Annotated in this window: 26 protein-coding genes and 1 pseudogene; 18 read left to right on the top strand and 9 right to left on the bottom strand. The window is 61.6% G+C overall.

Annotation, left to right across the window (positions count from 1 at the left end; all coding sequences use genetic code 11):
• The first annotated feature begins 38 nt into the window (after window positions 1-38).
• The 3 genes from AC0L2V_RS15530 to recJ all read left to right on the top strand — a co-directional run bounded on the left by AC0L2V_RS15530 (window position 39) and on the right by recJ (window position 4,324).
• On the top strand, window positions 39-1,352 hold the full coding sequence (locus tag AC0L2V_RS15530) for a homoserine dehydrogenase (RefSeq protein WP_419693501.1): 1,314 nt from the start codon (window positions 39-41) through the stop codon (window positions 1,350-1,352).
• Between the two features lie 142 nt (window positions 1,353-1,494).
• Window positions 1,495-2,478: a class II fructose-bisphosphatase gene (gene glpX, locus AC0L2V_RS15525; protein ID WP_473520536.1), complete on the top strand. Its 984-nt coding sequence runs from the start codon at window positions 1,495-1,497 to the stop codon at window positions 2,476-2,478.
• Between the two features lie 61 nt (window positions 2,479-2,539).
• A complete protein-coding gene (gene recJ / locus AC0L2V_RS15520; protein ID WP_023801040.1) occupies window positions 2,540-4,324 on the top strand; it encodes a single-stranded-DNA-specific exonuclease RecJ in 1,785 nt (594 codons plus the stop codon).
• A gap of 44 nt (window positions 4,325-4,368) precedes the next feature.
• Here the strand turns inward: recJ and AC0L2V_RS15515 are convergent, their stop codons facing one another.
• From AC0L2V_RS15515 to folE, 3 genes are all read right to left on the bottom strand, one after another.
• Window positions 4,369-5,337 (bottom strand): patatin family protein, encoded by a 969-nt coding sequence (locus AC0L2V_RS15515; RefSeq protein ID WP_023801041.1) that lies wholly within the window; start codon window positions 5,335-5,337, stop codon window positions 4,369-4,371.
• Between the two features lie 84 nt (window positions 5,338-5,421).
• Window positions 5,422-5,892, bottom strand: coding sequence for a phosphoribosyl-AMP cyclohydrolase (gene hisI, locus AC0L2V_RS15510; RefSeq protein WP_473520535.1), 471 nt, complete (start codon window positions 5,890-5,892; stop codon window positions 5,422-5,424).
• Between the two features lie 139 nt (window positions 5,893-6,031).
• Complete coding sequence (gene folE, locus AC0L2V_RS15505; protein ID WP_473520534.1) at window positions 6,032-6,667, bottom strand: GTP cyclohydrolase I FolE; 636 nt, start codon at window positions 6,665-6,667, stop codon at window positions 6,032-6,034.
• Between the two features lie 240 nt (window positions 6,668-6,907).
• Between folE and AC0L2V_RS15500 the strand changes: the two genes are divergently transcribed.
• From AC0L2V_RS15500 to AC0L2V_RS15480, 5 genes are all read left to right on the top strand, one after another.
• Window positions 6,908-7,354 carry an iron-sulfur cluster assembly scaffold protein gene (locus AC0L2V_RS15500; protein WP_023801044.1) on the top strand — a complete coding sequence of 149 codons (447 nt, stop codon included), beginning with the start codon at window positions 6,908-6,910 and terminating at the stop codon, window positions 7,352-7,354.
• Between the two features lie 7 nt (window positions 7,355-7,361).
• Window positions 7,362-7,739: a membrane protein insertion efficiency factor YidD gene (yidD, locus tag AC0L2V_RS15495; protein WP_023801045.1), complete on the top strand. Its 378-nt coding sequence runs from the start codon at window positions 7,362-7,364 to the stop codon at window positions 7,737-7,739.
• Window positions 7,740-7,863: 124 nt separating this feature from the next.
• Window positions 7,864-8,703, top strand: a complete 840-nt coding sequence (blaOXA, locus tag AC0L2V_RS15490; RefSeq protein ID WP_473520533.1) for a class D beta-lactamase — start codon at window positions 7,864-7,866, stop codon at window positions 8,701-8,703.
• Between the two features lie 165 nt (window positions 8,704-8,868).
• Window positions 8,869-10,845, top strand: a complete 1,977-nt coding sequence (thrS, locus tag AC0L2V_RS15485) for a threonine--tRNA ligase (RefSeq protein WP_473520532.1) — start codon at window positions 8,869-8,871, stop codon at window positions 10,843-10,845.
• A gap of 102 nt (window positions 10,846-10,947) precedes the next feature.
• A complete protein-coding gene (locus AC0L2V_RS15480; RefSeq protein ID WP_473520531.1) occupies window positions 10,948-11,886 on the top strand; it encodes a lysophospholipid acyltransferase family protein in 939 nt (312 codons plus the stop codon).
• 48 nt (window positions 11,887-11,934) lie between these two features.
• Here AC0L2V_RS15480 and AC0L2V_RS15475 read toward each other — a convergent pair whose 3' ends face one another.
• Entirely contained in the window at window positions 11,935-12,900 is a 966-nt protein-coding gene (locus tag AC0L2V_RS15475; RefSeq protein WP_128168969.1) for a hypothetical protein, read from the bottom strand.
• Between the two features lie 155 nt (window positions 12,901-13,055).
• Between AC0L2V_RS15475 and AC0L2V_RS15470 the strand changes: the two genes are divergently transcribed.
• Together AC0L2V_RS15470 and AC0L2V_RS15465 are read left to right on the top strand one after the other, a co-directional pair.
• Entirely contained in the window at window positions 13,056-13,640 is a 585-nt protein-coding gene (locus tag AC0L2V_RS15470; RefSeq protein ID WP_027156268.1) for a nitroreductase family protein, read from the top strand.
• Window positions 13,641-14,249: a flavin reductase family protein gene (locus AC0L2V_RS15465; RefSeq protein ID WP_473508595.1), complete on the top strand. Its 609-nt coding sequence runs from the start codon at window positions 13,641-13,643 to the stop codon at window positions 14,247-14,249.
• Between the two features lie 56 nt (window positions 14,250-14,305).
• Here AC0L2V_RS15465 and AC0L2V_RS15460 read toward each other — a convergent pair whose 3' ends face one another.
• Window positions 14,306-14,920, bottom strand: coding sequence for a TetR/AcrR family transcriptional regulator (locus tag AC0L2V_RS15460; protein WP_473490439.1), 615 nt, complete (start codon window positions 14,918-14,920; stop codon window positions 14,306-14,308).
• A gap of 132 nt (window positions 14,921-15,052) precedes the next feature.
• On the opposite strand from AC0L2V_RS15460, the gene AC0L2V_RS15455 reads away from it, so the two are divergent.
• A complete protein-coding gene (locus tag AC0L2V_RS15455) occupies window positions 15,053-16,513 on the top strand; it encodes an MFS transporter (protein ID WP_473508594.1) in 1,461 nt (486 codons plus the stop codon).
• A 12-nt stretch (window positions 16,514-16,525) separates the two neighbouring features.
• Here the strand turns inward: AC0L2V_RS15455 and AC0L2V_RS15450 are convergent, their stop codons facing one another.
• Entirely contained in the window at window positions 16,526-17,401 is an 876-nt protein-coding gene (locus AC0L2V_RS15450; RefSeq protein ID WP_473508593.1) for an HpcH/HpaI aldolase/citrate lyase family protein, read from the bottom strand.
• A gap of 3 nt (window positions 17,402-17,404) precedes the next feature.
• Window positions 17,405-17,878 carry a MaoC family dehydratase gene (locus AC0L2V_RS15445; RefSeq protein WP_473520530.1) on the bottom strand — a complete coding sequence of 158 codons (474 nt, stop codon included), beginning with the start codon at window positions 17,876-17,878 and terminating at the stop codon, window positions 17,405-17,407.
• A 237-nt stretch (window positions 17,879-18,115) separates the two neighbouring features.
• On the opposite strand from AC0L2V_RS15445, the gene AC0L2V_RS15440 reads away from it, so the two are divergent.
• Window positions 18,116-19,237, top strand: coding sequence for a DUF2336 domain-containing protein (locus tag AC0L2V_RS15440; RefSeq protein ID WP_473508591.1), 1,122 nt, complete (start codon window positions 18,116-18,118; stop codon window positions 19,235-19,237).
• Window positions 19,238-19,314: 77 nt separating this feature from the next.
• Here AC0L2V_RS15440 and dapB read toward each other — a convergent pair whose 3' ends face one another.
• Together dapB and AC0L2V_RS15430 are read right to left on the bottom strand one after the other, a co-directional pair.
• Window positions 19,315-20,097, bottom strand: coding sequence for a 4-hydroxy-tetrahydrodipicolinate reductase (dapB, locus tag AC0L2V_RS15435; RefSeq protein ID WP_027156273.1), 783 nt, complete (start codon window positions 20,095-20,097; stop codon window positions 19,315-19,317).
• 144 nt (window positions 20,098-20,241) lie between these two features.
• A complete protein-coding gene (locus AC0L2V_RS15430; RefSeq protein WP_473508590.1) occupies window positions 20,242-21,123 on the bottom strand; it encodes a dienelactone hydrolase family protein in 882 nt (293 codons plus the stop codon).
• A gap of 223 nt (window positions 21,124-21,346) precedes the next feature.
• Between AC0L2V_RS15430 and AC0L2V_RS15425 the strand changes: the two genes are divergently transcribed.
• The 6 genes and pseudogenes from AC0L2V_RS15425 to AC0L2V_RS15400 all read left to right on the top strand — a co-directional run bounded on the left by AC0L2V_RS15425 (window position 21,347) and on the right by AC0L2V_RS15400 (window position 25,441).
• Window positions 21,347-21,634, top strand: coding sequence for a nucleotidyltransferase family protein (locus tag AC0L2V_RS15425; protein ID WP_473508589.1), 288 nt, complete (start codon window positions 21,347-21,349; stop codon window positions 21,632-21,634).
• A gap of 292 nt (window positions 21,635-21,926) precedes the next feature.
• Window positions 21,927-22,382, top strand: coding sequence for a hypothetical protein (locus AC0L2V_RS15420; protein ID WP_473508587.1), 456 nt, complete (start codon window positions 21,927-21,929; stop codon window positions 22,380-22,382).
• 675 nt (window positions 22,383-23,057) lie between these two features.
• The gene (locus tag AC0L2V_RS15415) at window positions 23,058-23,696 is read left to right on the top strand and encodes a hypothetical protein (RefSeq protein ID WP_473508586.1); all 639 of its coding nucleotides are present in this window, start codon (window positions 23,058-23,060) and stop codon (window positions 23,694-23,696) included.
• A gap of 5 nt (window positions 23,697-23,701) precedes the next feature.
• On the top strand, window positions 23,702-24,772 hold the full coding sequence (locus tag AC0L2V_RS15410; RefSeq protein ID WP_473508585.1) for a helix-turn-helix domain-containing protein: 1,071 nt from the start codon (window positions 23,702-23,704) through the stop codon (window positions 24,770-24,772).
• 154 nt (window positions 24,773-24,926) lie between these two features.
• Window positions 24,927-25,082 (top strand): annotated as a pseudogene (locus AC0L2V_RS15405) (IS1 family transposase); the annotation flags it as partial.
• Window positions 25,079-25,441 (top strand): Imm8 family immunity protein, encoded by a 363-nt coding sequence (locus AC0L2V_RS15400; protein ID WP_473508584.1) that lies wholly within the window; start codon window positions 25,079-25,081, stop codon window positions 25,439-25,441. The pseudogene AC0L2V_RS15405 and the gene AC0L2V_RS15400, both read left to right, overlap by 4 nt.
• Window positions 25,442-25,447: the final 6 nt, after the last annotated feature.

Genomic DNA, 25,447 nt, shown 5'->3' with positions numbered 1-25,447 from the left:
GATCACATCGACCAAATTCTTGAGGGGCGTCGCCGGACATGGCTGAAGCGTTGCGTGTTGGAATCGCCGGTCTCGGCACTGTCGGCGCTTCGGTGGCGCGCGTGCTGCGCGACAAGGCGGCGGAACTGACTCGGCAATGCGGCCGCGAGGTCGTCGTGTCGGCCGTTTCGGCCCGCGATCCCAAACGCGACCGCGGCGTCGATCTCGGCGCGGCCAAGTGGTTCGACGATCCGGTAAGAATGGCGCAGACCGCCGAGATCGATGTCTTCGTCGAACTGATCGGCGGCGACGAAGGGCCGTCGCATTCATCCGTGAAAGCGGCGCTTGAAGCCGGCCGCCACGTCGTCACCGCCAACAAGGCGCTGCTCGCCAAACATGGCGTGGCGCTGGCCGAGACCGCCGAGAAGAAGGGCGTACTGCTCAATTACGAGGCGGCGGTGGCGGGCGGCATTCCGGTCATCAAGACGATGCGCGAGGCGATGGCCGGCAATTCGGTGACCCGCGTCTTCGGCATCCTCAACGGCACCTGCAACTACATCCTGACCCGCATGGAAGCCGAGGGCCTGTCGTTCGACGACTGCCTGAAGGATGCGCAGCGGCTGGGCTATGCCGAGGCCGACCCGACCTTCGACATCGAGGGCCACGATACCGCGCACAAGCTGTCGATCCTGACCAGCCTTGCCTTCGGCACGAGGATTGCCGCCAACGACATCTACATGGAAGGCATTTCCAACATCAGCCAGGCCGACATCCGCGCGGCCGGCGATCTCGGCTACCGGATAAAGCTGCTCGGCGTCGCCCAGCGCACGGAAAGCGGTATCGAACAGCGCGTGCACCCGACCATGGTGCCGACGGCCTCGGTCATCGCGCAGGTGCACGGCGTCACCAATGCGGTGGCCATCGAAACCGATATCCTTGGCGAGCTTTTGCTCTCCGGTCCGGGTGCCGGCGGCAACGCCACCGCATCGGCGGTGGTCGGCGACATTGCCGACATCGCCAAGAGCCGGCCCGGCTTCCAGCACGGTCCGGTGTTCGGCCTGCCGGCGAAGGAATTGCGGCCGTACAAGAAGGCTCAGATGCGCAGCCATGCGGGCGGCTATTTCATCCGGCTGACCGTGCATGACCGCATCGGCGTCTTTGCCGCCATTGCCAAGCGCATGGCCGACAACGACATTTCGCTGGAATCGATCGTGCAGCACGCCGCCGGGCCGGATACCGCCTTGCAGAAGACAGTGATTCTCGTCACCCACGAGACGACGGAAGCGGCGGTCCGCAAGGCCGTCGACGGCATCACCAGGGACGATCATCTGACCGACAAGCCGCAGGTCATCCGCATCGAGCGGGCGGAATAGGCATATCGCTTTTCTCCTTCAATCGATTGATATCGTTGTGTTTTCAAAAAAGACCCGCAGAGGTCTTGCTGTTGTCATGGAGCTTTGACACAACCGGCGCGCCTCTGGCGGGAGGCAATGTGCCAACGAGGATTGTCCACCGATGAACGTTGCCCAGAACATCGTCGCCGGCCTTGACCGGATACTCACAATGGAACTGGTGCGCGTCACCGAACGCGCCGCCGTTGCGGCAGCCAGATTGCGCGGACGCGGCGACGAAAAGGCCGCCGACCAGGTCGCGGTCGACGCGATGCGCGAAGAGCTCAACCGCCTCGCCATCAACGGCACGGTGGTGATCGGCGAAGGCGAGCGCGACGAGGCGCCGATGCTCTATATCGGCGAAGAGGTCGGTTCCGGCAAAGGCCTGGCGGTCGATATTGCGCTCGATCCGCTCGAAGGCACGACAATCTGCGCCAAGAACCTGCCCAATGCACTGGCGGTCATCGCCATTGCGGAAAAGGGCAGCCTTCTGTTCGCGCCCGACGTCTATATGGACAAGATCGCCATTGGCCCGGGTTATGCGGACGGCGTCATCGACATCGATGCCGCGCCGGCCGAAAACATCGCCAGCCTGGCCAGGGCCAAGGGCGTGGCGGTGTCGGAGATCACCGCCTGCATCCTCGACCGGCCGCGCCATGGCGCGCTGATCGAGGCGGTGCGCGCCACGGGCGCTGCGATCCGGCTGATCGGCGATGGTGACGTCGCCGGCGTCATCCATACCACCGATCCGGACGAAACCGGCATCGACATCTATCTCGGCACCGGCGGCGCGCCGGAGGGTGTGCTGGCGGCGGCAGCGTTGCGTTGCACCGGCGGCCAGATGCAGGGAAGGCTGATCCTCGACACGCCGCAAAAGCTGGCGCGCGCGGCGAAGATGGGCATCCTCGATCCGAAGCGCGTCTACCGCGCGCAAGACATGGCGCGCGGCGACGTGCTGTTCGCGGCAACCGGCGTGACCGACGGCAACATGCTGGCCGGCGTCAAGTTCGGCCGCAATTTTATCACCACGCATACGATCGTGCTGCGCTCGTCGTCGCGCACCGTGCGCGAGATCAAGGCCAGGCACCAGGATCTGGAAAAGTTTTGATTCCCGACTCGGCTGGCCGTCGCATATTGTGAGAAATGACAATCCGCAGACGGCGCGTCGCATGACGGGCGAAAACCGTATCTTCCTCGATGTCAGGCAGTCGGCATCAGGTGTTTCCTGGGAGCACCGGTTGACCGAGCGGCAGGACATGACCGCGCTTGCCATAGCGCAAGGCTATGGCGTGCCGGACATCGTTGCGCGCGTGCTTGCCGGGCGCGGCGTGACCGCCGAGCAGACCGAGCGGTTCCTGGATCCGACCATCCGCGATCTTTTGCCGGACCCGGCGTCGCTGACCGACATGGACAAGGCCGCCGCCCGCATCGCCGGGGCAGTCGTTGCCAGGGAAAAGGTGGCGATCTTCGGCGACTACGATGTCGACGGCGCCGCCTCGTCGGCGCTGCTCAAGCGGTTCCTCACGCATTTCTCGGTGCCTGCGGAGATCTACATACCGGACCGTATCTTCGAAGGGTACGGCCCCAATCCGGAAGCGATGCGCGAACTCGTCTCGCGCGGCGCGACGCTGATCGTCACCGTCGATTGCGGTACCAACAGCGCCGTATCCATCGACGCGGCGAACGCTGCCGGCGCCGATGTCGTGGTGCTCGACCACCACCAGCTCGGCGGTCCGTTGCCGGCAGCGGTTGCGGTCGTCAATCCCAATCGCGAGGACGACCTTTCGGGGCAGGGCCATCTTTGTGCCGCCGGCGTCGTCTTCCTGGCGCTGGTGCAGACGGCGAGGATCCTGCGCGGCCGGTTGCCCGATGCCGCACCGCCGGACCTGCTCGGTTTGCTCGACCTCGTTGCGCTGGCCACCGTTTGCGACGTGGTGCCGCTGACCGGCGTCAACCGCGCCTTCGTGGTCAAGGGACTGCAGATCGCACGCCAGCAGAGGAACGAAGGATTGGCGGCGTTGGCGCGGGTCTCGCGCATCGGCGAGCCGGTCAGCACCTTTCATCTGGCCTATCTGATCGGCCCGCGCATCAATGCCGGTGGGCGCATCGGCGACGCAGCACTCGGCAGCCGCCTGCTCGCCACCGACGATCCCGTCGAGGCCCGCACCATCGCCGAGACGCTGGACCGGCTCAATCAGGAGCGGCAGCAGATGGAACTGGAAATGCTGGCCGCGGCGCGCGTCGAGGCCGATGCCGAGCTTGCCGGCGGCAATGGCCCGGCCATCGTCGTCACCGCCAGCTCCAACTGGCATCCGGGCATCGTCGGCCTGCTGGCCTCGCGGCTCAAGGACCATGCGCGCCGGCCGGCTTTCGCCATCGCCTTCAACGCCAATGGTGTCGGCACCGGGTCCGGCCGTTCGGTGTCGGGCTTCGATCTTGGCCGGCTGGTGCGCGAAGCGGCCATTGCCGGGCTGATCGTCAAGGGTGGCGGCCATGGCATGGCGGCCGGCATCACGGTGGAGCGGGCGAAACTTGGCGCGCTCAGGGCCTTCTTCGAGGAACGAGCGGCGGCCGAGGTGTTCCGGCTGCAAGGCGAGGAAAGCCTGGCGATCGACGGCGCGCTGGCCGCCGAAGGCGCGACGCTTGGCCTGCTCGATGCACTGGAGAAAGCCGGCCCGTTCGGCGCCGGGCATGTCGCACCGGTCTTCGCGCTGCCGCGCCATCGCCTTGCCGATGCGAGGCCGGTCGGCACCAATCACATCCGCGCCGAGTTGCAGTCGGAAAGCGGCGGCCGCATCCAGGCGATCGCGTTTCGCGCCGTCGATACGGCGCTCGGCGAATTCCTGTTCAAGAACAGGGGCAAGCCGGTGCATGTCGCCGGTTCGCTGTCGGGCAATCACTGGAACGGCAACCGCACGGTGCAGTTCCGCATCGTCGATGCCGCGCGCGCCTGAGGATAGCTTCCGTTTTTGCGCGGACCTTCAGTTCGGGTCGCGCTTCAGGCGAGAACCGCCTGCAGGCGGGCCAACTCGTCGATCTGCGCCATCGTCACCTGATAGCCGATGCGGATCGCCTCGTCGGCGCGATGGAATTCGGTCAGGCCGATATGGCTGAGTTTTGGCTGCAGCGACATATCAGGCGGGTCGCCGGCAAGACGCGCCCGCGAAATGCGATCCTGGATGATGTTGAAGGCTTCGACCATAACCCCGGTGATGCCGAGCCGTGTCTGGTACTGGTGCCCTGTGTCGATCAGGCCGGGCCTTGGCGCGTCCTTCTCGACGACCAGTTCGCCGGCGCTGTGCTTGATGACGGCGGCGCGGCCGAACAGATCGTAGTGAAGGTTCACCGCGACCACGAGCGGCTGCTCGTAGGCGCGGCAGACCGAGACCGGGACCGGATTGACCAGCGCACCGTCGACCAGAACGCGCCCGTTGCAACTGACCGGTTCGAATACGCCGGGCAGGGCGTAGGAGGCGCGCATGGCGGTGATCAGCGAGCCGCCCGACAGCCAGATTTCATGGCCGGTGCGGATCTCCGTGGTGACGCAGACGAAAGGTTTTGGCAGATCCTCGAAACGGATGCCGGCCATGTGCTCGCGCAGCCGTGCATCGAGCTTCATGCCACCGAACAGTCCGCTGCCGCGCAGGTTGAGATCGAGAAGACCAAAAATGCGCCGCTTGGTCAGGCTTCTGGCGAATTCTTCCAGCTCATCCAGCTTGCCGGCAAGGTAGCAGCCGCCGACCAGCGCGCCGATCGAGGTGCCGGCGATCATCGACACTTCGATGCCGGCTTCGTCGAGCGCGCGCAGCACGCCGATATGGGCCCAGCCACGCGCGCAGCCGCCGCCCAGCGCCAGCGAAATGCCTGTTTTCCTGGCGGGGCTCTTTTCGGATGCACCGGCGGACGATGACAGGCCATTCGCCTCCCGAACGTCTGGTCTGTTATGCAATGACGCCCATTCGAGCATCACAATCTCCCTTGTCCCGCGGCTAAATTATCGGCAGGCCGTATCGAAATCATGAATATACGTGATTGCAGTTCGGCGAATGGTTCAAACAGATGGTTCATGAGGCTTTCGATACGTTTCTTGCGTATCGAACAGCGGCTTGCTGCCATCGTTGGCAAGCGTCCCCTTGCCGTCGATCAGTCCCACCGTCCGATAAAAGCAGGAACGCCGGCCGGTGTGGCAGGTTGCGTCGTGGCCCATCACTTTGACGCGCAGCCATATTGCGTCCTGGTCACAATCCGTGAGCATCTCGACGATTTTCTGGACATTCCCGGATGTTTCGCCCTTCTTCCACAGAGCGCTGCGCGAGCGCGACCAGTAGTGGGCGATGCCGGTTTCCAGCGTCAGCGCCAGCGCCGCGGCGTTCATATGCGCGACCATCAGCAGCATGCCGTCTTCGGCATCGGTGACGACGACGGTGACCAGGCCGCCGGCATCGAAGCGCGGCGAAAAGACCGTGCTTTCTTCCAGTGCTTTCTTGTCTGATGGAGCTTTCGGAAATTCCACTGCCGACATCGCCGGTCCTTGTTCAGAGCCTCGCCGAGCACGATCGGACCGGAACGGGCGAGGCTCTGTCTTGTTGTTTGGCCATGATCTGATCCGAGAACCGGTTCTCATTTTCTCGCGACCATGGCTGGCGGCCGGCGAGGCTCGTTCAGCCCCTGCCGCCGCGCACCATGGTGACGAAACGGACCTGTTCCTCGGGCGTGTCCTTGAAGACGCCGGTGAAGGTCGAGGTCAGTGTCGTCGAGCCTTCCTTGCGGATGCCGCGCATGGCCATGCACATATGCTCGGCTTCGAGCATGACGGCGACGCCGCGCGGATTGAGCACATCCTGGATGACGCCGGCGATCTGTGCGGTCATCGCTTCCTGGGTCTGCAGGCGCTGGGCAAAGATATCGACGACGCGGGCGATCTTGGACAGGCCGACGACCTTGCCCTCCGGCAGATAGCCGACATGCGCCTTGCCGATGATCGGCACCATGTGGTGCTCGCAATGCGAATGGAACGTTATATCCTTGACGAGAACAAGATCGTCATAGCCGGCGACCTCCTCGAAGGTGCGGCCGAGTTCTTCGGCCGGGCACTTGTCGTAGCCGCCGAACATTTCACGATAGGCCTTCACCACACGCTTTGGCGTATCGACCAGGCCCTCCCGGTCCGGATTGTCGCCGGTCCAGCGCAACAGCGTGCGCACCGCGGCCTCGGCTTCGGCTTCGGTCGGCCGATCGGTGACCGGCTTTTCCATATAGGCGGAAGGGGGCATGAATTTCTTGATGACGGCATCCATAAAGGCGTCTCCCGTAGTTCCCCTCTCAGGAGGAACGAGTTGAACGGACCACGACCTTTCGGGTGTTAGAAACGTGCCCTGTTTCCAGCCCGTAAGCGGCGTGAAGTGAATTGAGCAGGGACGCGGTCGTTGGTCGCCTTGTCCATACCCGAGTACCAGCATTATATATGATCGTTGCGAGCGAAAGGAAGGCCGTCTGCGGCAATCGCTGTTCGCTCGGCGGCGACGGATTGGAAAAATATGATCGACGACGTCTACAATGCGAAAATTCTGGGATTTGCCGGGAATATCGCGCGGATCGGCCGGCTCGACCATCCCGATGCAACCGCGCGCGCGCATTCCAAGCTGTGCGGCTCGACGGTGACCGTCGATCTGAAGATGGATGACGGTATCGTCACCGATTTCGCCCATGACGTCAAAGCCTGCGCGCTTGGCCAGGCGTCGTCCTCGATCATGGCGCAGCATGTCGTCGGCGCCAGCGCGGATGAGTTGCGCAGCGTTCGCGAGACGATGCTGAAGATGCTGAAGGAAAACGGTGCACCGCCGCAAGGCCGCTTCGCCGATCTCAGATATCTCGAGCCGGTGCGGGACTACAAGGCGCGCCATGCCTCGACCATGCTGACCTTCGATGCGGTGGTCGACGCGATCGGCCAGATCGAGAAGAAGCGCGCCGAACAGGCGGCGTAGCCGTCAAATGGCGACGGATCACACGCATCAGAGGCCGCGATATACACGCAACTGGCCGGGCCCCTGGCGCAAGACGCCCGGCCGAATTTTGGGCACCTCGCTCGTGCGTTTTTATCAGCTGACGCTGTCCGGCTTTGTCGGCAATTCCTGCCGGCATTTGCCGACCTGTTCCGAATACGCGCACGAAGCGATCGCCCGCCATGGGCTATGGGCCGGCGGCTGGCTGGGTTTTTTCCGCGTGCTGCGCTGCGGGCCGGGCGGAACGCATGGCATCGACCGGGTGCCGGAGGTGCTGGCCGAGCGCTATGTCTGGTTCACACCCTGGCGGTACTGGCGGATTGGGAAAAAGCGCAGTGATCCGGAAACCGATGCCGGTGGGGCGTAAGCTCTGCAACCAGAGCAGGATCTTTACGATTTGCTAGGGTTAACCGCACGTTGCGCATTTAAGACAAAATCGAGACAAGACGCCTCGCTAAGCCGCTCCTGATAGCCATCAGGAGAGATTGCCAATGCGCCAGATAGACCGCCGTCCATTCGTTTTCGCCTTGGTTATCTACCTTCTGGCATGGCTTCTTGGTTTTCCGATCCGCGCACAATCGGCGCCGCTGGGGGAGGTCGAATGCACGCTGATCCTGGATGCTGCAAGCGGTGAAACGCTGTATCGGGACGGGGTCTGCGACCAGCGCTTCAGTCCCGCCTCGACTTTCAAGGTCCCCTTGGCCCTGATCGGCTATGACGCGGGAATCCTGAGCGACGAGCACACGCCGGCCTGGGACTACAAGCCCGAGTTCAAGGCGGCAAAGCGGGATCAGAAAACCGTCGACCCGACGATCTGGGAAAAAGACTCGGTGCTGTGGTTTTCGCAGGAAATCACCCGCCGGCTCGGCAACGAGCGGTTTGCCGGCTATGTCTCGAAATTCGACTACGGCAACACCGATGTTGCCGGCAATGCCGGCAAGAATGATGGCCTCACCCGGTCCTGGGTGAATTCTTCGCTTGAGATATCGCCGGTCGAACAGGTGAATTTCATGCGCCGGCTGCTTGCCGGCGAACTGCCGGTTTCGGCCAAAGCCCACGCGATGACCAAAGCGATCTTGCCGACCTTCCGGTCAGGTGGCTGGACGGTTCAGGGCAAGACCGGGACCACCAGGCTTGGCGAAAGCGCCGACAAGGGCCCGCTTGGCTGGCGCTCGCTTGGCTGGTTTGTCGGCTGGGCGAACAAGGATGCGCGCAGCATCGTCTTTGCCCGCCTGGTAATCGATACGAAACGTTCCGATACGCCGAAGGGGCCTCAGGCGCGGACGATGTTCCTGAAAGAGCTGCCGAATCTCGTCAACAAGAGCAAGTGATCGGCCATTCGCCTTTACGGCGCGAAAATCTGCCCATAAAAGACTGCCGCCGGACGCATCCGGCTTTTTACTTTATGCATGCGTCGGCCAAAAACCGCTGCACACTTTTGGGCGACATGCATTTCACCACCCGCGCTCGTTTGCGGGACTGGATAGGAGAATTTTATGCTGAATTCCGTTTCCCTGACATTTCCCGATGGCTCCGTCCGCGACTACGAAGCGGCGATGACCGGCGCCGGCCTGGCGGAATCGATCTCGAAGTCGCTGGCCAGGAAGGCGGTCGCCTACTCGATCGATGGCGTGGTGCGCGATCTTTCCGACCCGCTCGGCAAGTCCGGCAAGGTCGAGATCATCACCCGCGAAGACCCGCGCGCACTGGAGTTCATCCGACATGACGCAGCGCACGTGCTGGCCGAAGCCGTGCAGGAATTGTGGCCGGGCACGCAGGTGACCATCGGCCCGGTGATCGAGAATGGGTTCTACTATGATTTTGCCCGCAACGAGCCGTTCACGCCCGACGATTTCCCGGTGATCGAGAAGAAGATGCGCGAGATCATCGCGCGTAACAAGCCGTTCACCAAAGAGGTCTGGTCGCGCGAGAAGGCGAAGAAGATCTTTGCCGACAAGGGCGAGCGCTACAAGCTGGAACTGATCGACGCCATTCCCGAAGATCAGGACCTAAAAATCTATGCGCAGGGCGATTGGTTCGACCTCTGCCGCGGCCCGCATATGGTCTCGACCGGACAGATCGGCAGCGCCTTCAAGCTGATGAAGGTGGCCGGTGCCTATTGGCGCGGCGATTCGAACAACCCGATGCTGACCCGCATCTACGGCACGGCCTGGGCCGATCAGGCGCAGCTCGATGCCTATCAGACGATGCTGGAGGAAGCCGAAAAGCGCGACCACAGGAAGCTCGGCCGCGAGATGGACCTGTTCCATTTCCAGGAGGAGGGGCCGGGCGTCGTCTTTTGGCATGCCAAGGGCTGGAGACTGTTCCAGAACCTGGTCAACTACATGCGCCGCCGCCTCGACGAGCAGGGCTATCAGGAAGTCAACGCGCCGCAAGTGCTCGACAAGAGTCTGTGGGAGACGTCAGGTCACTGGGGCTGGTACCGGGACAATATGTTCAAGGTGACGGTTGCCGGCGACGACACCGACGACGACCGGATGTTTGCACTGAAGCCGATGAACTGCCCCGGCCACGTCCAGATCTTCAAGCACGGTCTGAAGTCCTACCGCGATCTGCCGGTAAAACTTGCGGAATTCGGCAATGTGCATCGCTATGAGCCGTCCGGCGCGCTGCATGGGCTGATGCGCGTGCGCGGCTTTACCCAGGACGATGCCCACATCTTCTGCACCGAGGAACAGCTCGCCGACGAGTGCATCAAGATCAACGACCTGATCCTGTCGACCTATGCCGATTTCGGCTTCGACGAAATCACCGTCAAGCTGGCGACGCGTCCCGAAAAACGGGTCGGCACCGACGCTATGTGGGATCATGCCGAGGGCGTGCTGCAGGACGTGCTCGACAAGATCGCAGCGCGGTCGGGCAACCGGATCAAGACCGGCGTCAATCCGGGCGAGGGCACGTTCTACGGGCCAAAATTCGAATATGTGCTGAAGGACGCCATCGGCCGCGATTGGCAATGCGGGACCACGCAGGTCGACTTCAACCTGCCGGAACGGTTCGGCGCCTTCTACATCGGCTCGGATTCGGAAAAAAAGCAGCCGGTAATGGTGCATCGCGCCATCTGCGGTTCGATGGAGCGCTTCCTCGGCATCCTGATCGAGAACTATTCCGGCCATTTCCCGCTGTGGTTCGCGCCGCTGCAAGTGGTGGTTGCAACGATCACCTCCGATGCCGACGACTACGCGCAAAAGGTCGTCGCGCAGCTGAAGGCGGCCGGACTGTTGGCCGAAGCCGATCTTCGCAACGAGAAGATCAACTACAAGGTCCGCGAGCACAGCCTGGCCAAGGTTCCGGTCATCCTCGTCTGCGGAAAGCGCGAGGCGGAGGAAGAGACGGTCAACATCCGTCGGCTCGGCTCGCGCGACCAGGAGTCGCTCGGCCTTGGCCAGGCAGTGGCAATGCTTGCCGAAGAGGCGGTGACGCCCGACCGCAGGCGCAAGCGAGTGGCCTGAGTTCAGCCGGATTGTCGACGAAATGGCGGTGGAGCGATCCACCGCCATTTTCAGATACCCGCCAATTCATACGCTTGTCACGCCAGCCTAGTAACGAGCCTCATGCTCAAGCTGAAGATGCGCGAAAGACCGTTTCCCGAGCTTTCCTATGCCAGCCCGCATCAGCCGGCATTGACGCGCTGGTTCATCCACTCCATCGAAGGCCTGTCCGGCCGCGATCGCTTCGCGGCGCTCTATGACTTTTGGCGCCGCCATGTGGCGCCGAGCGGCGAGCGCGTGTTCAGCCGCATGCTGGAGCTGATCGATGTCAGGGTGCGGACCACCGGCCAATGGCCGCCGGAAAAATTGCCTGACACGCCGCTGGTGATCGTCGCCAACCACCCGTTCGGCATCGGCGACGGCATTGCGGTGCTGTCGCTGGCCGAGCAGCTTCAGCGCCCGTTCCGTGTCATGATCCACAAGGATCTGCTCAAGATCCGCGAGATGGAGCCCTATTCGCTGCCGATCGACTTTTCCGAGACCAAGGACGCGCTCAGGAACAACATGGCGGTGCGCCATGAGGCGGTGCGGCTGCTGAAAGACGGCGTCATCATCGTCGTCTTCCCCGCGGGCGGCGTCGCCACCGCGCCGAAAGGTTTTGGCCGGGCGCGCGACCTGCCGTGGAAGATGTTTCCGGCCCGTCTCGTTAGGGATGCCAAGGCGTCGGTTGTCCCAATGCACTTTTCCGGCCAGAACGGGCGGCTGTTCCACCTGGTCAGCGGACCCATGAACCTGACCGAGCGTGACGGGCGCGTCGCGAAGTTCGTCGGCAGGGCTTCGCTGACGCTGCGTACTTCGCTGCTCATCCACGAATTCGGTCGGCTGTCCGGCAAATCGATCGACGTGCGCGTCGGCGACGTGCTGGGATGGAACGAACTGGAGCAGGTGGGCGACCGCAAGGCTTTGCTCGAGCGGCTTTACCGGGCTGTCTTCGATCTGGCTCCGGCCGAACCGCGCGGCCGCGGCCAGTTTCTGCCGCAACGCATGCGTAACGCGGCTTGATCGGCAATCATACGCTGCTGGACCGGTTCCCGCACAGGGTTCGGACGTCTAGTCCGCGCCTTCCTGAGGATCGATCGCCGAGGCCTCCGTGGCCAAAACCTGGATTTCCTGGTTCTGCCCGGCCACGACCGTAAAATCTTTCTGGTAGATGCGGTCGCGGTTCTTGGCGATGATGGTGTAGTCGCCCTCGGCAAGCACCATCGAAGCAAAGGCGCCGACGGTTTCCTGGATGGGGTCGCCGGATTCGTTGAGCAACGACCAGGAGGTGTCGGCGATCGCCTCTCCACCCGGCTCGCGCACCAGCTTCATGGTCATCTCCGCCGCACGATGCTCGACGGCCGCTTCGGTCAGCTTGCCGGCCTCGACGCGGATGTCTGAGCGGATGACCGCATTCACCGAGCCATAAGTCGAGACGACGTGATAGACGCCCGCGTTCAGCCGCACGACGCTGTTCGGCTCGACGTCGGGTATGATCAGGGCGCGATCGTGATTGGCCTCGGCCTGACCTTCATAGATCGAAAAGCGCAATTTCTTCGGCGGTATGCGCACCCCGCCTGACAGCACGGCGTCGAGCTTGAGTCCGCCGGCATCGAGCACGAGGCTTTCGCGCTTGGCGTCTTTGCCGACGGTGATGCGCTTGGTGGCTCCGGCCCGGCCGTAAGAGGCGTGGACCAGATAGCTGCCGGGCTCGAGCTGGAACACCGCGCTGCCGCCATGGGCGGAAGCGACCATCGGCAGCTTGCCGTCGCCGGTGGCGTCAGGCTTGAAGACGCGCCAGACGATGCCGCGTGTGATGTCGGCGCCCTTGTCGGTCAATTGCGCCGACAGCGTGATCGCCCCGCTGCTCGCCGCTGCCAGCGGTGCATCGCTTTTCGGGGGCGCATAGTTCGACATTCCGGGAAGTTTCAGATCACCGAGGCCGTCCGCATCCTGCGCGACGGCAAGCGACACCGGCACCATCAACAGTGCGGCTGCGAGCCAGATCAGGAAAAGTCGCAATGTCCCCTCAAACATGGCTTGCGTTGAAGCCCAAGGCGGTGGCAATTTCAAGGCTTAAGAGTCTGATCAGCTTCTGCTAGAGGCTCTTTGTCGGCGCGCCGCGCCAATGCCCGAGCCGCCCGATGCCCCGATGGTGCGCTTCAGCTTAAATTCCAAGGAGTCTTGCGCCCATGGCGTCGCCGATCATCGACTTTCTGCTGACCCGAAATTCCGCGCCGATCCCGGAGTTGAAGGAACCGGCGCCCAGCGACGCTGACATCGCGACGATGATTGCAGCCGCCTCGCGGGTGCCGGACCACGGCCGGCTCGAGCCCTGGCGCTTCATCCTCTACCGGGGCGAGGCGCGCGTCGAGATCGGCAAGAAGCTGGCGGCACTTGCCGCACAGCGCGAAGGGCCGCTGCCGGAAGGCCGCCATAACCAGGAACTGGCGCGTTTTTCGCGCGCGCCGCTGGTGATCGGGGTGGTGTCGAGCCCGAAGGAGAACCCAAAAATCCCGCAATGGGAGATGTTCCTGTCCGGCGGCATGGCGGCGATGAACCTGATGCTATCAGCCAATGCGCTGGGCTATGGCACCAACATGATCAGCAACTGGTATTCCGACGTGCCGGAGGGCAGGGCGATCCTGGGGCTGGCGCCACATGAGCGGGTGGTCGGCTTCATCCATATCGGCACCTACCAAGGGCCGGCGCCGGAGCGGCCGCGGCCGGATCCGGCAAAACTCTATGCCGATTATGCAGGGCCATGGGTGGGCTGAATGTTCTACGAGCCGGCAAAGGGGCATGGGCTGCCGCATGATCCGTCCAAGGCGATCGTGGCGCCACGGCCGATCGGCTGGATCTCGACGGTGAACAAGGCCGGCGAGGTCAACCTCGCCCCCTATTCGTTCTTCAATGCTTTTTCGACGCGGCCCTTCATCGTCTGGTTTTCGTCCGAAGGCGAGAAGGACAGCGCCACCTTCGCCGAAGAAACGGGCGAGTTCGTCGCCAATCTCGTCAGCCGCGATCTCGCTGAAAAAATGGTCCGCACCGCAGTCGATGCGCCGCGCGGCGTCACCGAATTCGACTATGCCGATCTCGCCATGGCGCCGTCGCGGCTGGTTGCGCCACCCCGCGTGGCGGCGGCGCCCGCGGCGCTTGAATGCCGGGTGACGGAGATCATGCGTCCAAAGGCGCTGGACGGGACACCGACCGGCGCCATCGTCGTCGCCGGCGAAGTCGTCGGTGTGCATGTCGACGATGCCTTCCTGATAGACGGCATCTTCGATATCGTCAGGGCCGGCAATGTCGGCCGTCTCGGCTATATGGATTATGCCAGCGTCAACGAAATCTTCTCGATGCGCCGGCCTCATTGGGGAAAGGATTAGAACCTGATCTCCGATGGATCGGGTGGAACTCCAACCCTTTGGCCAGGATGCATGCGTCAACGATTGCTTCTCTCGATCATAGCAACGATCGTCTCGTGAAGTTCGTCCTGCGCCTGTTGAGCGGTGATTTCTCCCGTCGCGGCAGCATTGGACAAGGTGTCGGCCGCGCCCAGCATCGCCCAAAAACCGGCCTGCATAACCCCCCTTGGCCCGATAAACGGGGCCAACGCCGTACGGCACCTCTCGATAAAATCCAGTTGGTAATCCCGCTTGACGGTCTCCAGTTCGGGCGAGCCTGCCAGCGCGGCCAGCACGCCGGGGATCTCACGGCCCTGGGCCAGCACGCATTCGACGTAGGACGATGCGATGACAGAAGCTTTCTCCTCCAAACCCGGAGCGCTTCCTTCAAGGGCGGCGTCGATCAGCGCCGTCTGGCGCGCGTCGAAATCCTGATAGAGGGCGGTCAGCAAACCGTTGCGCGTCCGGAAATGGTCATAGACCACCGGCTTGGCGACACCGGCCTGTTCGGCCAGGCGCGGCAGCGTCAACGCGTCGGTGCCTTCTTCGCGAACCAGCCACCTTGCCACCTCAAGGAGCTGGCTTAGCCGCTGCTCGCGACTGAGACGAACGCGTTTCTCCGTGGCTTGGCTTTTGTTCGGTATGCTTGACATGCCTATATACCAAAGGTAACTTACCTTAAGTATATAGAGTTCACTCTTCGATCGCAACCATCCGCCAGCCTTGGCTCCGGCGGCCGAAGCGGCACGCCTTCGCATGCCGCACGCAAAGGATTTGTGTGCCTTATGACCGATACTTCACTTGTACGCCCGACGGACCGCAGGTCATGGTTGGGCCTCATGGCTGTCTTGCCCCTGGTCCTGCTCGTAGCCATGGACGGCTCGATACTCTATCTCGCCATGCCGCGTGTGACCTCGGCCATCACGCCGACCGCCGACCAAGCACTCTGGATTCTCGACATCTACGGTTTCGTGGTTGGATCGCTGCTGATCGTCTTCGGCAATATCGGCGACCGTTTTGGGCGGCTGAAGCTGATCATGATCGGCGCAGTGGTCTTCGGTGCTGGATCGCTCGGCGCAGCCTATTCGCAAACGTCTGAAAGCCTGATCGCCTCACGCGCCCTAATGGGATTGGGCGGCGCGACACTGTTGCCCTCCGGGCTGGCGATCGTGAGCTCGCTGTTCCCCGATCCGCGAACGCGCGCTCAGGCGATCGGGATGTTCGCGGCGACTTTTGCGGCTGGATTCGCCATCGGGCCTGTCATGGGCGGCCTGCTGTTGCGGCAATTCGAATGGGGCGCCGTGTTTTTGATCAATGTCCCCGTCGTGATCGGCTTCCTGATCTCTGCACCGGTACAGCTGCAGGAGGTGCGTTCGACTGCCTACGGACGAATCGATCTGGTGAGCCTCATATTGTCCTTCGCAGGTATCCTGTTGTTCACATATTCGCTCAAGAGCGCGGCGGCGCATGGCTTCACGCCGACACTGTTGACCATCGGCATCGTCGGCATCCTTGCCCTTGAGCTGTTCGTGCGCAGACAGAGCAGGATTGACTACCCGCTGCTCGACCTGGACCTGTTCCGAGACCCCATTTTCTCCATCGCCATCCTGACCGGCCTTCTTACGCTGGTTGTCTGGTCGGCCACCGGATATCTGTCGGGCATCTATCTGCAATCGGTGTTGGGCTTTGATGTTTTCAACGCAGCGCTGCTGACGTTGCCAGGCGCGATCGTGCTGACGGCGACTTGCGTGGGCACCGCGCGCATCGTCGAGCGGATCGGCCGCAAAACTGCCCTTGTTGCCACACATCTGCTCATCGGCGTCGGCGTCCTCCTGCTGCTGTTCACGACCACCGAGGTCGGAATCGCGGCCTTCATCGCCTCGACCATGATCGCTGGCGTCGGATATGGGTTGTCCTTTAGCCTGGTGGCCGAGATAGCGGTGTCGGCCGTTCCTGCCGAACGAGCCGGTGCGGCGAGTTCGATCGCCGAGACCAGCAACGAACTGGGCAATGCACTGGGAATTTCCCTGCTCGGATCGTTGGCCGCGCTGAGCTTCCGGCTGTTGGGTCCCGGCGTGGCCGGCACGCTCAACGAAACACTTGATCAGTCGGACCCTGAAATTATCGTACGGGCCAACGAAGCCTTCCTCACCGGTTTACATGTCGCAGTCGGCGCCGGCGGTCTGCTGACCCTTGCAACTGGCGTCATCGCGTGGCTCTGGCTGCCGAGAAAATTGCCCGAATGACCTGGCAGGGAGTTATATCCCTGCCGCCCTGGCGCGTGCCAGAAGCCTCTCGGCCAGCTTGAGATGCGGCCGGTCGTACATCTTGCCGCCGATGCCGACGACGCCGGGATTTCCAGCCGCCTCGAATGCCTGGACGATCGCCAGGGAGTGTTTCACCGCCTCGGTCGACGGCGTGAAGGCGGCGTTGATGACAGGCACCTGCGCTGGATGGATCGCCATCTTGCCGGTGAAGCCGTCGCGCTCGGCCTCGGCGCATTCCGCCGCGAAGCCGGCCATGTCGCGAAAATCTGGGAAAACCGTGTCGATCGCCGCGACTTCCGCGGCACCGGCGGCGAGGATGGTCATGGTGCGGGCGAAGCGGAACACATCGGTGTAGCGGCCATTCTCGTCGCGGGCCGTGCGCGCACCGATTGCTGCCGAGAGATCTTCCGCACCCCAGGTCACGCCGACAAGCCGCGCACTTGCCTTGGCGTAGCTCGCGGCCGCCAGCACGCCGGCAGCTGTTTCGGTGATGATCGGCAGGATTTTTATCGCACTGTCCGGCACCCCGCTTTCGGCCTCGTGCACCCTGAGCTTGGCCGAGAGCTGCTGGACATCCTGTCCGCTGTTCGACTTCGGCAGCATGATGCCGTCGGGTTTCACTGGCACGAGTGCCGCCAGATCGTCATCCGCCAGGCCGGTCGAGAGATCGTTGATGCGGACATAGATTGCGGAACTGGTTTGATGCCCGTGTCCGGTGATGAAGCGTGCGGCGATATCGCGGGCCAAGGTTTTGTTTTGTGGCGCGACCGAATCCTCGAGATCGACGATGATCACGTCGGCGCCGGCGCCAATCGCCTTTTCCAGCTTCTTTTCCGAATCGCCGGGAACGAACAGCAGCGAGCGCATCGGTCAGGCCTTCTTCATCATCATCGCCTGCCTCGCGCATTTGGCGACGAGCACGTCGTCCTGGTTGTAGGCGCGGTGCTCGAATTCGACGATGCCGCGATCCGGCTTCGACCTGGAGTCGCGCACCGACACCACCGTCGTCTCGACTCGGATGGTGTCGCCGTGGAAGACCGGATGCGGAAACACCGTCTCCTTCATGCCGAGATTGGCGACGGTGGTGCCGACGGTGATGTCGTTCACCGAAATACCGATCATCAGGCCCAGCGTGAACAGCGAATTGACCAGCGGCTTGCCCCATTCGCTTTTGGCGGCGAAGTCGAAATCGATGTGAAGCGGCTGCGGGTTCAGCGTCATTACCGAGAACAGCATGTTGTCGCTTTCGGTGACGGTTTTCCGCAGCGTGTGCCGAAAGACGTGGCCGACGACGAACTCTTCCAGATAAAGCCCGGCCATGGTCGATCTCCTCCGCTGCCCCATCGCCCCGAAAATCGGAATCGATTTTTGGAAAGCACGATGCTTCAAAGTGTTAGCGTGCTTTGTGCGTCCGAAAGCGCGCAAGTCGCTCTAAGGGTTGATAGGCGCTGCCTACCGCGCTCGCAAGCCAGTTAACAAAGAGGGGCAGTTAACAAAGATGGTGAACCGTTCGTAAACTATTTCTGCCTACGGTCTTCACTGGGGCGGGAACGGACTCGGGCTAGGGGCATAGCGGACGGCATGGTTGTTTCGCATTTCCTGAAATGGATTCATACGGCAAGGGTCTCTGAGCGCGCCGCGGCAGCAAGCGCATTGGCTCGCGCCTACATCAATGCCGAACTGCCTTTCGAGGATCGCTGCGCGGCGGAGGCGGCGCTGACGCTGCTGCTCGACGATGCCTCGTCGAAAGTGCGGCTGGCGATGGCAGAGGCGCTGTCGATGAGCCATCACGCGCCGCTGCAGATCATCAGCGCGCTGGCGTCCGATCAGCCGGAAGTCGCCAGCCTGGTGCTGGCACGTTCGCCGCTGCTTACCGATGCCGATCTGACCGACCGGGTTGCCGGCGGCCAGAAGGCGATCCAGAAACTGATCGCCGGTCGTCCGCGCGTCTCCATGGCGGTCGCCGCCGCGATCGCCGAAATCGGCGAGCCGGAAGCCTGCGCCACGCTTCTCGCCAACAGCGGCGCCGACATCGCTTCGCTCAGCTTCCGCCGTATCGCCGAACGCCATGGCCATCTGCCTTCGCTGCGCGAAGCGCTGATATCGGATGCGCGTCTGCCCGCTGACTGCCGGCATATGCTGCTGATAAAACTTGGTGAAACGCTCAAGGGTTCGCCGCTGGTCCTGGCGCTGATGGGCCGTGCCAGAACCGAGCGCGTCATGCGCGACGCCTGCGTCAAGGCTTCCCTGACGCTGATCGAAGGCACGCGCCAGGAAGAACATGCGGCGCTCATCGAGCATCTGCGCCTGCGCGGCGACCTGACCGCAAGCTTCATCATTCGCACCATCGCGCACGGCAAGGTCGATTTCTTCGGCTCGGCGCTGGTCGCGCTCAGCCAGCAATCCGAACAACGGGTGAGGGCGCTGCTGGCCGGCGGGCACGACGTGGCGCTGCAGGCGCTGCTCCGCAGCGCTGGCCTGGCCGCGGCCACGCACGCCATCATCCTGCGCGCGCTGAAGGTCTGGCGCGAGGTCGCCAATGGCAAGCGCCTCGCCGGCGTCCAGGAAGTCAGCTGGCTGATGCTGAAGGAATTGGGCGGGCAGTCCGCCGAAGGCGATCTCGCCGGATTGGTCAAATCGATCCACCTCGATGCGCTGCGCGAAAACGCGCGCGGTCACGCGCTGGCGATCGCGGCGGCCTAGTGGTGAAAATCTGACGGTTGATACCCAAATCGAATTGCAGCAATGGATGAAGAGCAGTCCTTGCGGCAGTTGCAAACTCAGCGGGAGATTGGCGACAACCCGAGAACGTCCTGCATGTCGTATTCGCCGGGTTCATGGTCTGAAACCCAGCGTGCGGCAGTCAACGCACCGCGCGCGAACATGCCGCGATCCAAAGCGGAATGCGACAGTGTCAGAATCTCTTCGTCGGCGGCAAATACCACACTATGCTCTCCAATGATGCCGCCGCCTCGCAATACGGAAAACCCGATTTCACCAAGCGCTCGCTCGCCAATAATACCATCGCGCCCGCGCCGTTCGACGGGAGCAAGCGGAACGCCCCGACCACTGGCTGCTGCTTCGCCTAGCATCAGCGCCGTTCCAGATGGTGCATCGATCTTCCGGCGATGGTGAGCTTCATGGACCTCGATATCCCAAACTTCAGCTGGGAAAGAGCGCGCGGCGCGCTCAACTAGGCCCACCAGCATGTTCACGCCAAGGGAGAAGTTGCCTGAACGCACGATCGCTATTTTACGTGCCGCCTCGGCGATCCGAGCGAGGTGAGTGTCCTCAAACCCTGTTGCGCCGATCACCATTGCTGGTCGACCCATCGCGGCGCACTTTTCTGCAAGCGCCGCCGATGCTTGGCCGGTCGTGAAATCCACGACGACATCCGCAGCGCGGAGCGCTGCGTCAACATCAATCAATCCGTCGACGACTTTTTCGGGGCGTCCGAAGCCTCCTACGAGCGAAAAGGCAGGTGCTGCGGCCACTGCAGCGAGTAATGCTCTGCCCATGTGGCCCTGCGCGCCAGCGACAGCGATTCTAATAGCAGGCACCAATGTTCTTCCCTTAGCAACATCCAGATTAAAATCGACGGTTTCGTATCGATTTTGTACCGTCGCAGAAGTGGCGCATCGCGACAACGTCTAAGGTCCGCAACGGGGTGACGGAAAGCGGCCTTGCGGCACAAGTGTCTGTCTGGATCAGTGTCCAAGCGTTTCACTCAGGAAAACGTGTGAATCCTGAAACGAGCGATTGGCGGCGAGTTCATTGTATTGCAGGAAGTGGCCGAAGGACGAGATGCCCGTTTTCAGGTTCTCGGCGTCGAATGAGTGCGTGGCGTCCGGGTAGACGATAAGTTTGACGGGGCTCCCTTTGCCGCTGCGTTGCTCCATCATTTTCCGGCAGGCCGCCGCCGGGGTCCAATCGTCGCGTTCGCCGACTAGGATCAAGGTCGGAACGGCCATCTCACCACTCGTCACCGAGCATGAGGGGTAGTAGGCAATCGCAGCTTGGAATTTCTGCTTCATAAGCGCTTCCGCAGCGCCAAGCTGGACGGCTTGCAGCACAGCGATTCCGCCAGCGGACAACCCCATTACCGCGACGCGTCGAGAGTCGACGAAGCCGAGCGTGGTGAGGAATTCCAAGGCGCCGTAGGCGTCGTTGACCCGATCGTAAAACAGCCGGTCGCAGGTATGCCGGATGCCGCGCGTCGTGAAACTGTCGACGGCTAATACGACATACCCCCAGGACGACAATCTTCTTGACCAGGCCTCTCTTTCTCGGAGGCCAAGGCCGGCACAGCCGTGAAGCAGGACGACAGCCGGGAACGGTCCATCCCCCGCTGGGCGTCCCAGGAATCCTTGTATCGGCACGCCGGGAAAAATCTTTGGTTCTTCGCCTCGCTGCCGCGCCATGCGCGTCTGAAACGGTGTCAGCTGGGATGTGGCGCTTTTGAACTTCACCAACTGGCCGGCATGCGAATGAAAAACTCCAAGACAACCAATGATACCGCACAAGAGTAGTCTGGCTGCCTTTCGAAGGAAGGCTGGTAGGCCAAAGGTCTCGATCCAGCGGGCGTGCATCTCGGCTCCAGTCCCTCAGACTTCTTATCGACCGAGCTTATGCGCTGACCGGCAAGGTCGTCTCGCGTCCTTCTACATGGGTACAAGCGTCAGGTCTTCACCACTAGCTTGGGTTTGGTAGCCGCGATTGCGTTGCGTTGTAGGCGCAAAAAACTGCTACTATTTTAGGGCCATGCACGATTTTGCTTCGAAACGCCTTAAGGTTCCGGCAGAGATCAAGCCGTTGATCGATGAGATCAGGCTTCGGTTGAGCCCCGATTCTATATGGCTGTTCGGCAGCCGAGCGCGGGGCGACAATCGACCTGACAGCGACTGGGATGTTCTCGTTGCTTTGCCCAACGACGCCACGCCGGAACTGCTCGATCCGCTCGTCGGTTGGACGATTCAGCATGAAGTCGGAATTCCTGCCACAATCCTCTCGACCACGTCGAGTGAATTGGCGGCAAGCTGGGGTTCGCGGTATACGATCGCGTATGACGTCGCGCGGGACGGGCGCCAACTGGATGTCTGACCACCGGACCATCGCTAGTGCCCTTCGGTTGGCGATCGTGCATCAGGGACGCACGCCTTCGGGCAGAATCCGGGTCCCGAAAACGCGACCTATTTGAGCGAGCAGGTTATCCGGGCGCTGGCGATTTAAGAGGCCATTCACATCGAGCGTCACGACGCCCACCAGCTCCATTCCTGTCGCTGTGAAGTGACGGGTCATCGGGTCGCCTGACGCCGAGGCGGTAGGCATCTGTTGGGTGCATAGCTAACGTTCCGGCGACTCGATAAGGTGTGCCAATGCGCAGGAGGACGGGTTGAAGTACAGTGTGAGCAGTTTGCTGTTGACCTCGTTTATGGTGCTAAACGCGCTAACGCTGCCCAGTTCAGCAATGGCAGACGACGATTGCCAATCTAAGGACAAAACGAACGATCTTTGTAAATTCGCCGCTAGCCTTCAGGAGACATTGGCACCCACGCTGCCGAAAGCAATAAATTCGACGCTCACGATCAACGCCGTTGCGGCAACAGGCAGGAGGCTGATCGTCTATGCGGTGTGGTCCGAGACAAAAGCCCAGATGGATGCATATGTGCAGTCTCTTGGCGTCTCGCAGGCAAACTACAACGATGGGCTGCTTGTGGCGACAAAGGGAAGGGTGTGTAGCCCAGAGGGAATGACCGACTTCATTCAGAAAGGCGGTGAGTTAGAATACAAATACAGGACTATAGATGGCTTTCTGGAAGTAAGTGCCCTCGTAACGGGATGTCCGTAGCCAAGCTGCGTGGGGTTCAAAGATTTGCGCGGATCCATGCGCCTAGCCGAAGCCCACCAATCCTTCCCTATTGGCGCAGCCTCATGCGCTACGCATGCAGTTGGCGAATCCAGCCGCGCAAATCGCGGTCGCGCTCCCCGATTTCCCAACATATCGGACGCTATTCAATGAATCGCTAGCTCTCTGGCAATTCGGTGGCGTTGGCGTCACACTGTTCGCTGCGGCGATGATGCAAAAGAGACGATTTCCGCCGCAAAAGAATGCGCGCGGATGGTAGGCAAGATTGGCCCCAAGTTCACCGCTAAGCAACTGGCCGATATGGAGGAAGCCGTCGGTCACCTTACCAACGCTATTGCGTTGAAAAAGCGAATGAACAATGCCTAGAGGTCCTAAAGGCCAGAAAGCGCCCCGCTGACGTGCTCGGCAATGCCGTCCGCGTCACGCGCATTGCCACCGGCGAGGAAGCCGATGACGTGCAGGACGACGGCAAGAGCGCCGCCGCCAAGAGCTTGGTTCCAAGGGTGGTAAGAAACGCGCCGTCAACGTGACGCCAGAGCGGCGAGCCGAGACCGCCAAGTAGGCGGCGGAAAGTCGCTGGAGAAAGTAGATGGCGCTTGACCATGTTAATTTTCTCCTCCACAAATGAGGAAGAAAAAATTAACATGAGGTCGATTCGTGCCAACCCGCATTGTTTCTCAGGACTATGAAGTCGGCTCCCGCCTCGATCACTTCGGCCTGACGGCTGGCGAGTTTATCGAGGTGGCAAAGCGCGCGGTCGCGGCCAAGGCGAGCTTCGTGCTCAATTTCCCGCTCAATGCAGCCGGTCAACTTTCCTACATCCACGGCACAGGTGCCTTGCGCGATACCCTGCGGCTCAAAGGTTGGGAAATCGACCGCACCGGAAATATTGAAGCGGTTTATAATCCCAAGACCGGGATGAAGATCGTTTTCCAGAATGCGGACAGCGCCTGCGAAGACGCACGCGACCCCAAGGCTATTTCCGACAAAGGGCCGGCGGCGACGCGTGCGGTCGATCTCGGGCAGAAAAACTTATTCCCAGAGTTTGATGCGGAAGACGAGCAGCGCAAGTCGCGCGAGAACGCCTCGCTCTGGTATTTCTGCGTCTATATCAACGGCGATGATGTTCGGGCGGAACTTTCGTTCCCCAAGAGCATCGAGGAAAAGCAGTTCAAAGAGTTCAACGAACGAATTTACATCATCAAGCCAGGCGAGTGGGCTAGCATCATGCCCAAGAAGGATGACGACGAAACCCCTGCCCAGGATTTCGAAATCAACGTCACACGCAAGAAGTAGCAGCCATGTTCAGTGGTCAGAGAATGAGCCTCGCTCGGAAACGGCGGAGGCTCACCAGCAGAGGATTCGCTCAACTGCTTGGCATGTCGCCAGTTACCATTACGCGCCTTGAGGGAGAGAAGAATGAACCGTCTTCCGAGACGGTCGATGCCATCGCGGCGGTGTTGCGGTTTCCGCGCGAGTTCTTTTTCGGCGACGACGTTGACGAAGTCACCAAGGACGCGGCCAGCTTTCGCAGCCTGACGACTATGACAGCCCGCGAGCGCGACGCAGCGCTTGCATCGGGGTCGTTCGCGTATCTCCTTTCGGACTACATCTCAGAGAGATTCAACCTACCCGAACCAGTCTTGATAGACTTGGCGCACGAGCGCGACCCAGCGGCGGCGGCACGAACGCTTCGTGAAGTTTGGGGATTGGGCGAACAACCTCTCAGCAACATGATCAAGTTGTTGGAGTCGAAAGGCGTGCGCGTGTTCTCTCTGGCTGAGAACACCAAGAACGTGGATGCTTTTTCGTGCTGGCGGAACGATGTTCCCTACATCTTCCTGAACACCTTCAAGTCGGCGGACCGCAGTCGGCTAGATGCTGCTCATGAGCTGGCACATTTGGTACTGCATCGGCATGGCGGGCCTCAGCAAGGGCGGGAAGCCGAAATCGAGGCCAACAGCTTCGCCTCCTCGTTTTTGATGCCGGCAGCCGACATCAAATCTCGGGTTCCTTCGGTCGCTCGACTGGACGATCTCGTTATCGCAAAGAAGCGTTGGGGAGTCTCTACAGCGGCGCTAGCTTACCGGTTGCACAAGCTTGGGATACTTAGCGATTGGCAGTATCGCACGTTCTGCATTCAGATGAATGAGCGCGGCTATCGACACAATGAGCCGAATAGCGTGCCTCGTGAAGAATCGGTCGTGTGGAAGGCTGTCTTCACGACGCTATGGAGCGAGAAGGTCCCAAAAAATCGCATCGCGGCAGACCTTCATTTGCCTCCCGAGGAGCTTGAAAACCTAGTGTTTGGGTTGACGGGCGATCCGACGCCGCCCAAGCCAACCGGCCGGGTAGGTCTACGGAAGGTGTGATGAACTTTCATGCTTGGCACAAGCTGCCCCTGAAACCCGTGTCCAAATCCTCACCGTGCTTTGCGAGGGTTCTTCGATGCGCTCCACAGAAGGCAAGAGGACCTCGCCAGAGCGCCGCTACAGCCCCGCCGTTTGCACTGGCGCGACCAAGACCAAAGTGCATAGGGCGCTGAAAATGACCCCGGCAATGGCCGCTGGCGTGTCGCAAACTCTCTGGTCAATGGATGACCTTTGCGAGAAGATGGACGCTGTTGCACCGAAGCCCGGCAAGCGCGGCCCGTACAAGAAGCAAGAAAAATTGCTGCCATGAGAGCACAGTACAAGGGCCACCGAATTCTAGATACCGATGCCGGAGCTTTTGCCCTCGATACGTGGAACCCGCGCGATCCCACTGACTTCTCCGTCACTATTGATTTCTATGCCGGTCCAGAAGGAGATAACAGCGCCGACGCATTTACAGCGACTGTCTGCTCTCCCAATTGGTTCCTTCGATCTCAGGGCAGCAAGGTATTTGCGGCGGAAAGTGTGATTTTCATGCCGCGTTTCGACCACGTCGAGCTCGAAAAGTTTCTCAGGGATCGTTGTGCTGCGACCGAGGGGGAAACTTGGCAGGCCATCGGCGCGCAACTCACCAGACTAGGGCGCTGGGAGTTCGACTATCGCCTTTGAAATTTC

Source organism: Mesorhizobium sp. WSM4814 (assembly GCF_055811595.1).
The sequence above is the reverse complement of the archived record's forward strand: the minus strand, read 5'-3'. Positions and strand labels throughout refer to the sequence as shown.

Coding starts and splice junctions, on each gene's coding strand:
- AC0L2V_RS15480 (WP_473520531.1), top strand. CDS start 10,948: ATGCTCAAGCTGAAGATGCGCGAAAGACCGTTTCCCGAGCTTTCCTAT.
- hisI (WP_473520535.1), bottom strand. CDS start 5,892: ATGTCGGCAGTGGAATTTCCGAAAGCTCCATCAGACAAGAAAGCACTG.
- AC0L2V_RS15500 (WP_023801044.1), top strand. CDS start 6,908: ATGATCGACGACGTCTACAATGCGAAAATTCTGGGATTTGCCGGGAAT.
- AC0L2V_RS15530 (WP_419693501.1), top strand. CDS start 39: ATGGCTGAAGCGTTGCGTGTTGGAATCGCCGGTCTCGGCACTGTCGGC.
- blaOXA (WP_473520533.1), top strand. CDS start 7,864: ATGCGCCAGATAGACCGCCGTCCATTCGTTTTCGCCTTGGTTATCTAC.
- yidD (WP_023801045.1), top strand. CDS start 7,362: ATGGCGACGGATCACACGCATCAGAGGCCGCGATATACACGCAACTGG.
- AC0L2V_RS15430 (WP_473508590.1), bottom strand. CDS start 21,123: ATGCACGCCCGCTGGATCGAGACCTTTGGCCTACCAGCCTTCCTTCGA.
- glpX (WP_473520536.1), top strand. CDS start 1,495: ATGAACGTTGCCCAGAACATCGTCGCCGGCCTTGACCGGATACTCACA.
- AC0L2V_RS15475 (WP_128168969.1), bottom strand. CDS start 12,900: ATGTTTGAGGGGACATTGCGACTTTTCCTGATCTGGCTCGCAGCCGCA.
- AC0L2V_RS15400 (WP_473508584.1), top strand. CDS start 25,079: ATGAGAGCACAGTACAAGGGCCACCGAATTCTAGATACCGATGCCGGA.
- AC0L2V_RS15410 (WP_473508585.1), top strand. CDS start 23,702: ATGTTCAGTGGTCAGAGAATGAGCCTCGCTCGGAAACGGCGGAGGCTC.
- AC0L2V_RS15515 (WP_023801041.1), bottom strand. CDS start 5,337: ATGCTCGAATGGGCGTCATTGCATAACAGACCAGACGTTCGGGAGGCG.
- AC0L2V_RS15450 (WP_473508593.1), bottom strand. CDS start 17,401: ATGCGCTCGCTGCTGTTCGTTCCCGGCGATTCGGAAAAGAAGCTGGAA.
- AC0L2V_RS15440 (WP_473508591.1), top strand. CDS start 18,116: ATGGTTGTTTCGCATTTCCTGAAATGGATTCATACGGCAAGGGTCTCT.
- folE (WP_473520534.1), bottom strand. CDS start 6,667: ATGGATGCCGTCATCAAGAAATTCATGCCCCCTTCCGCCTATATGGAA.
- AC0L2V_RS15465 (WP_473508595.1), top strand. CDS start 13,641: ATGTTCTACGAGCCGGCAAAGGGGCATGGGCTGCCGCATGATCCGTCC.
- AC0L2V_RS15455 (WP_473508594.1), top strand. CDS start 15,053: ATGACCGATACTTCACTTGTACGCCCGACGGACCGCAGGTCATGGTTG.
- AC0L2V_RS15470 (WP_027156268.1), top strand. CDS start 13,056: ATGGCGTCGCCGATCATCGACTTTCTGCTGACCCGAAATTCCGCGCCG.
- recJ (WP_023801040.1), top strand. CDS start 2,540: ATGACGGGCGAAAACCGTATCTTCCTCGATGTCAGGCAGTCGGCATCA.
- AC0L2V_RS15445 (WP_473520530.1), bottom strand. CDS start 17,878: ATGGGGCAGCGGAGGAGATCGACCATGGCCGGGCTTTATCTGGAAGAG.
- thrS (WP_473520532.1), top strand. CDS start 8,869: ATGCTGAATTCCGTTTCCCTGACATTTCCCGATGGCTCCGTCCGCGAC.
- AC0L2V_RS15460 (WP_473490439.1), bottom strand. CDS start 14,920: ATGTCAAGCATACCGAACAAAAGCCAAGCCACGGAGAAACGCGTTCGT.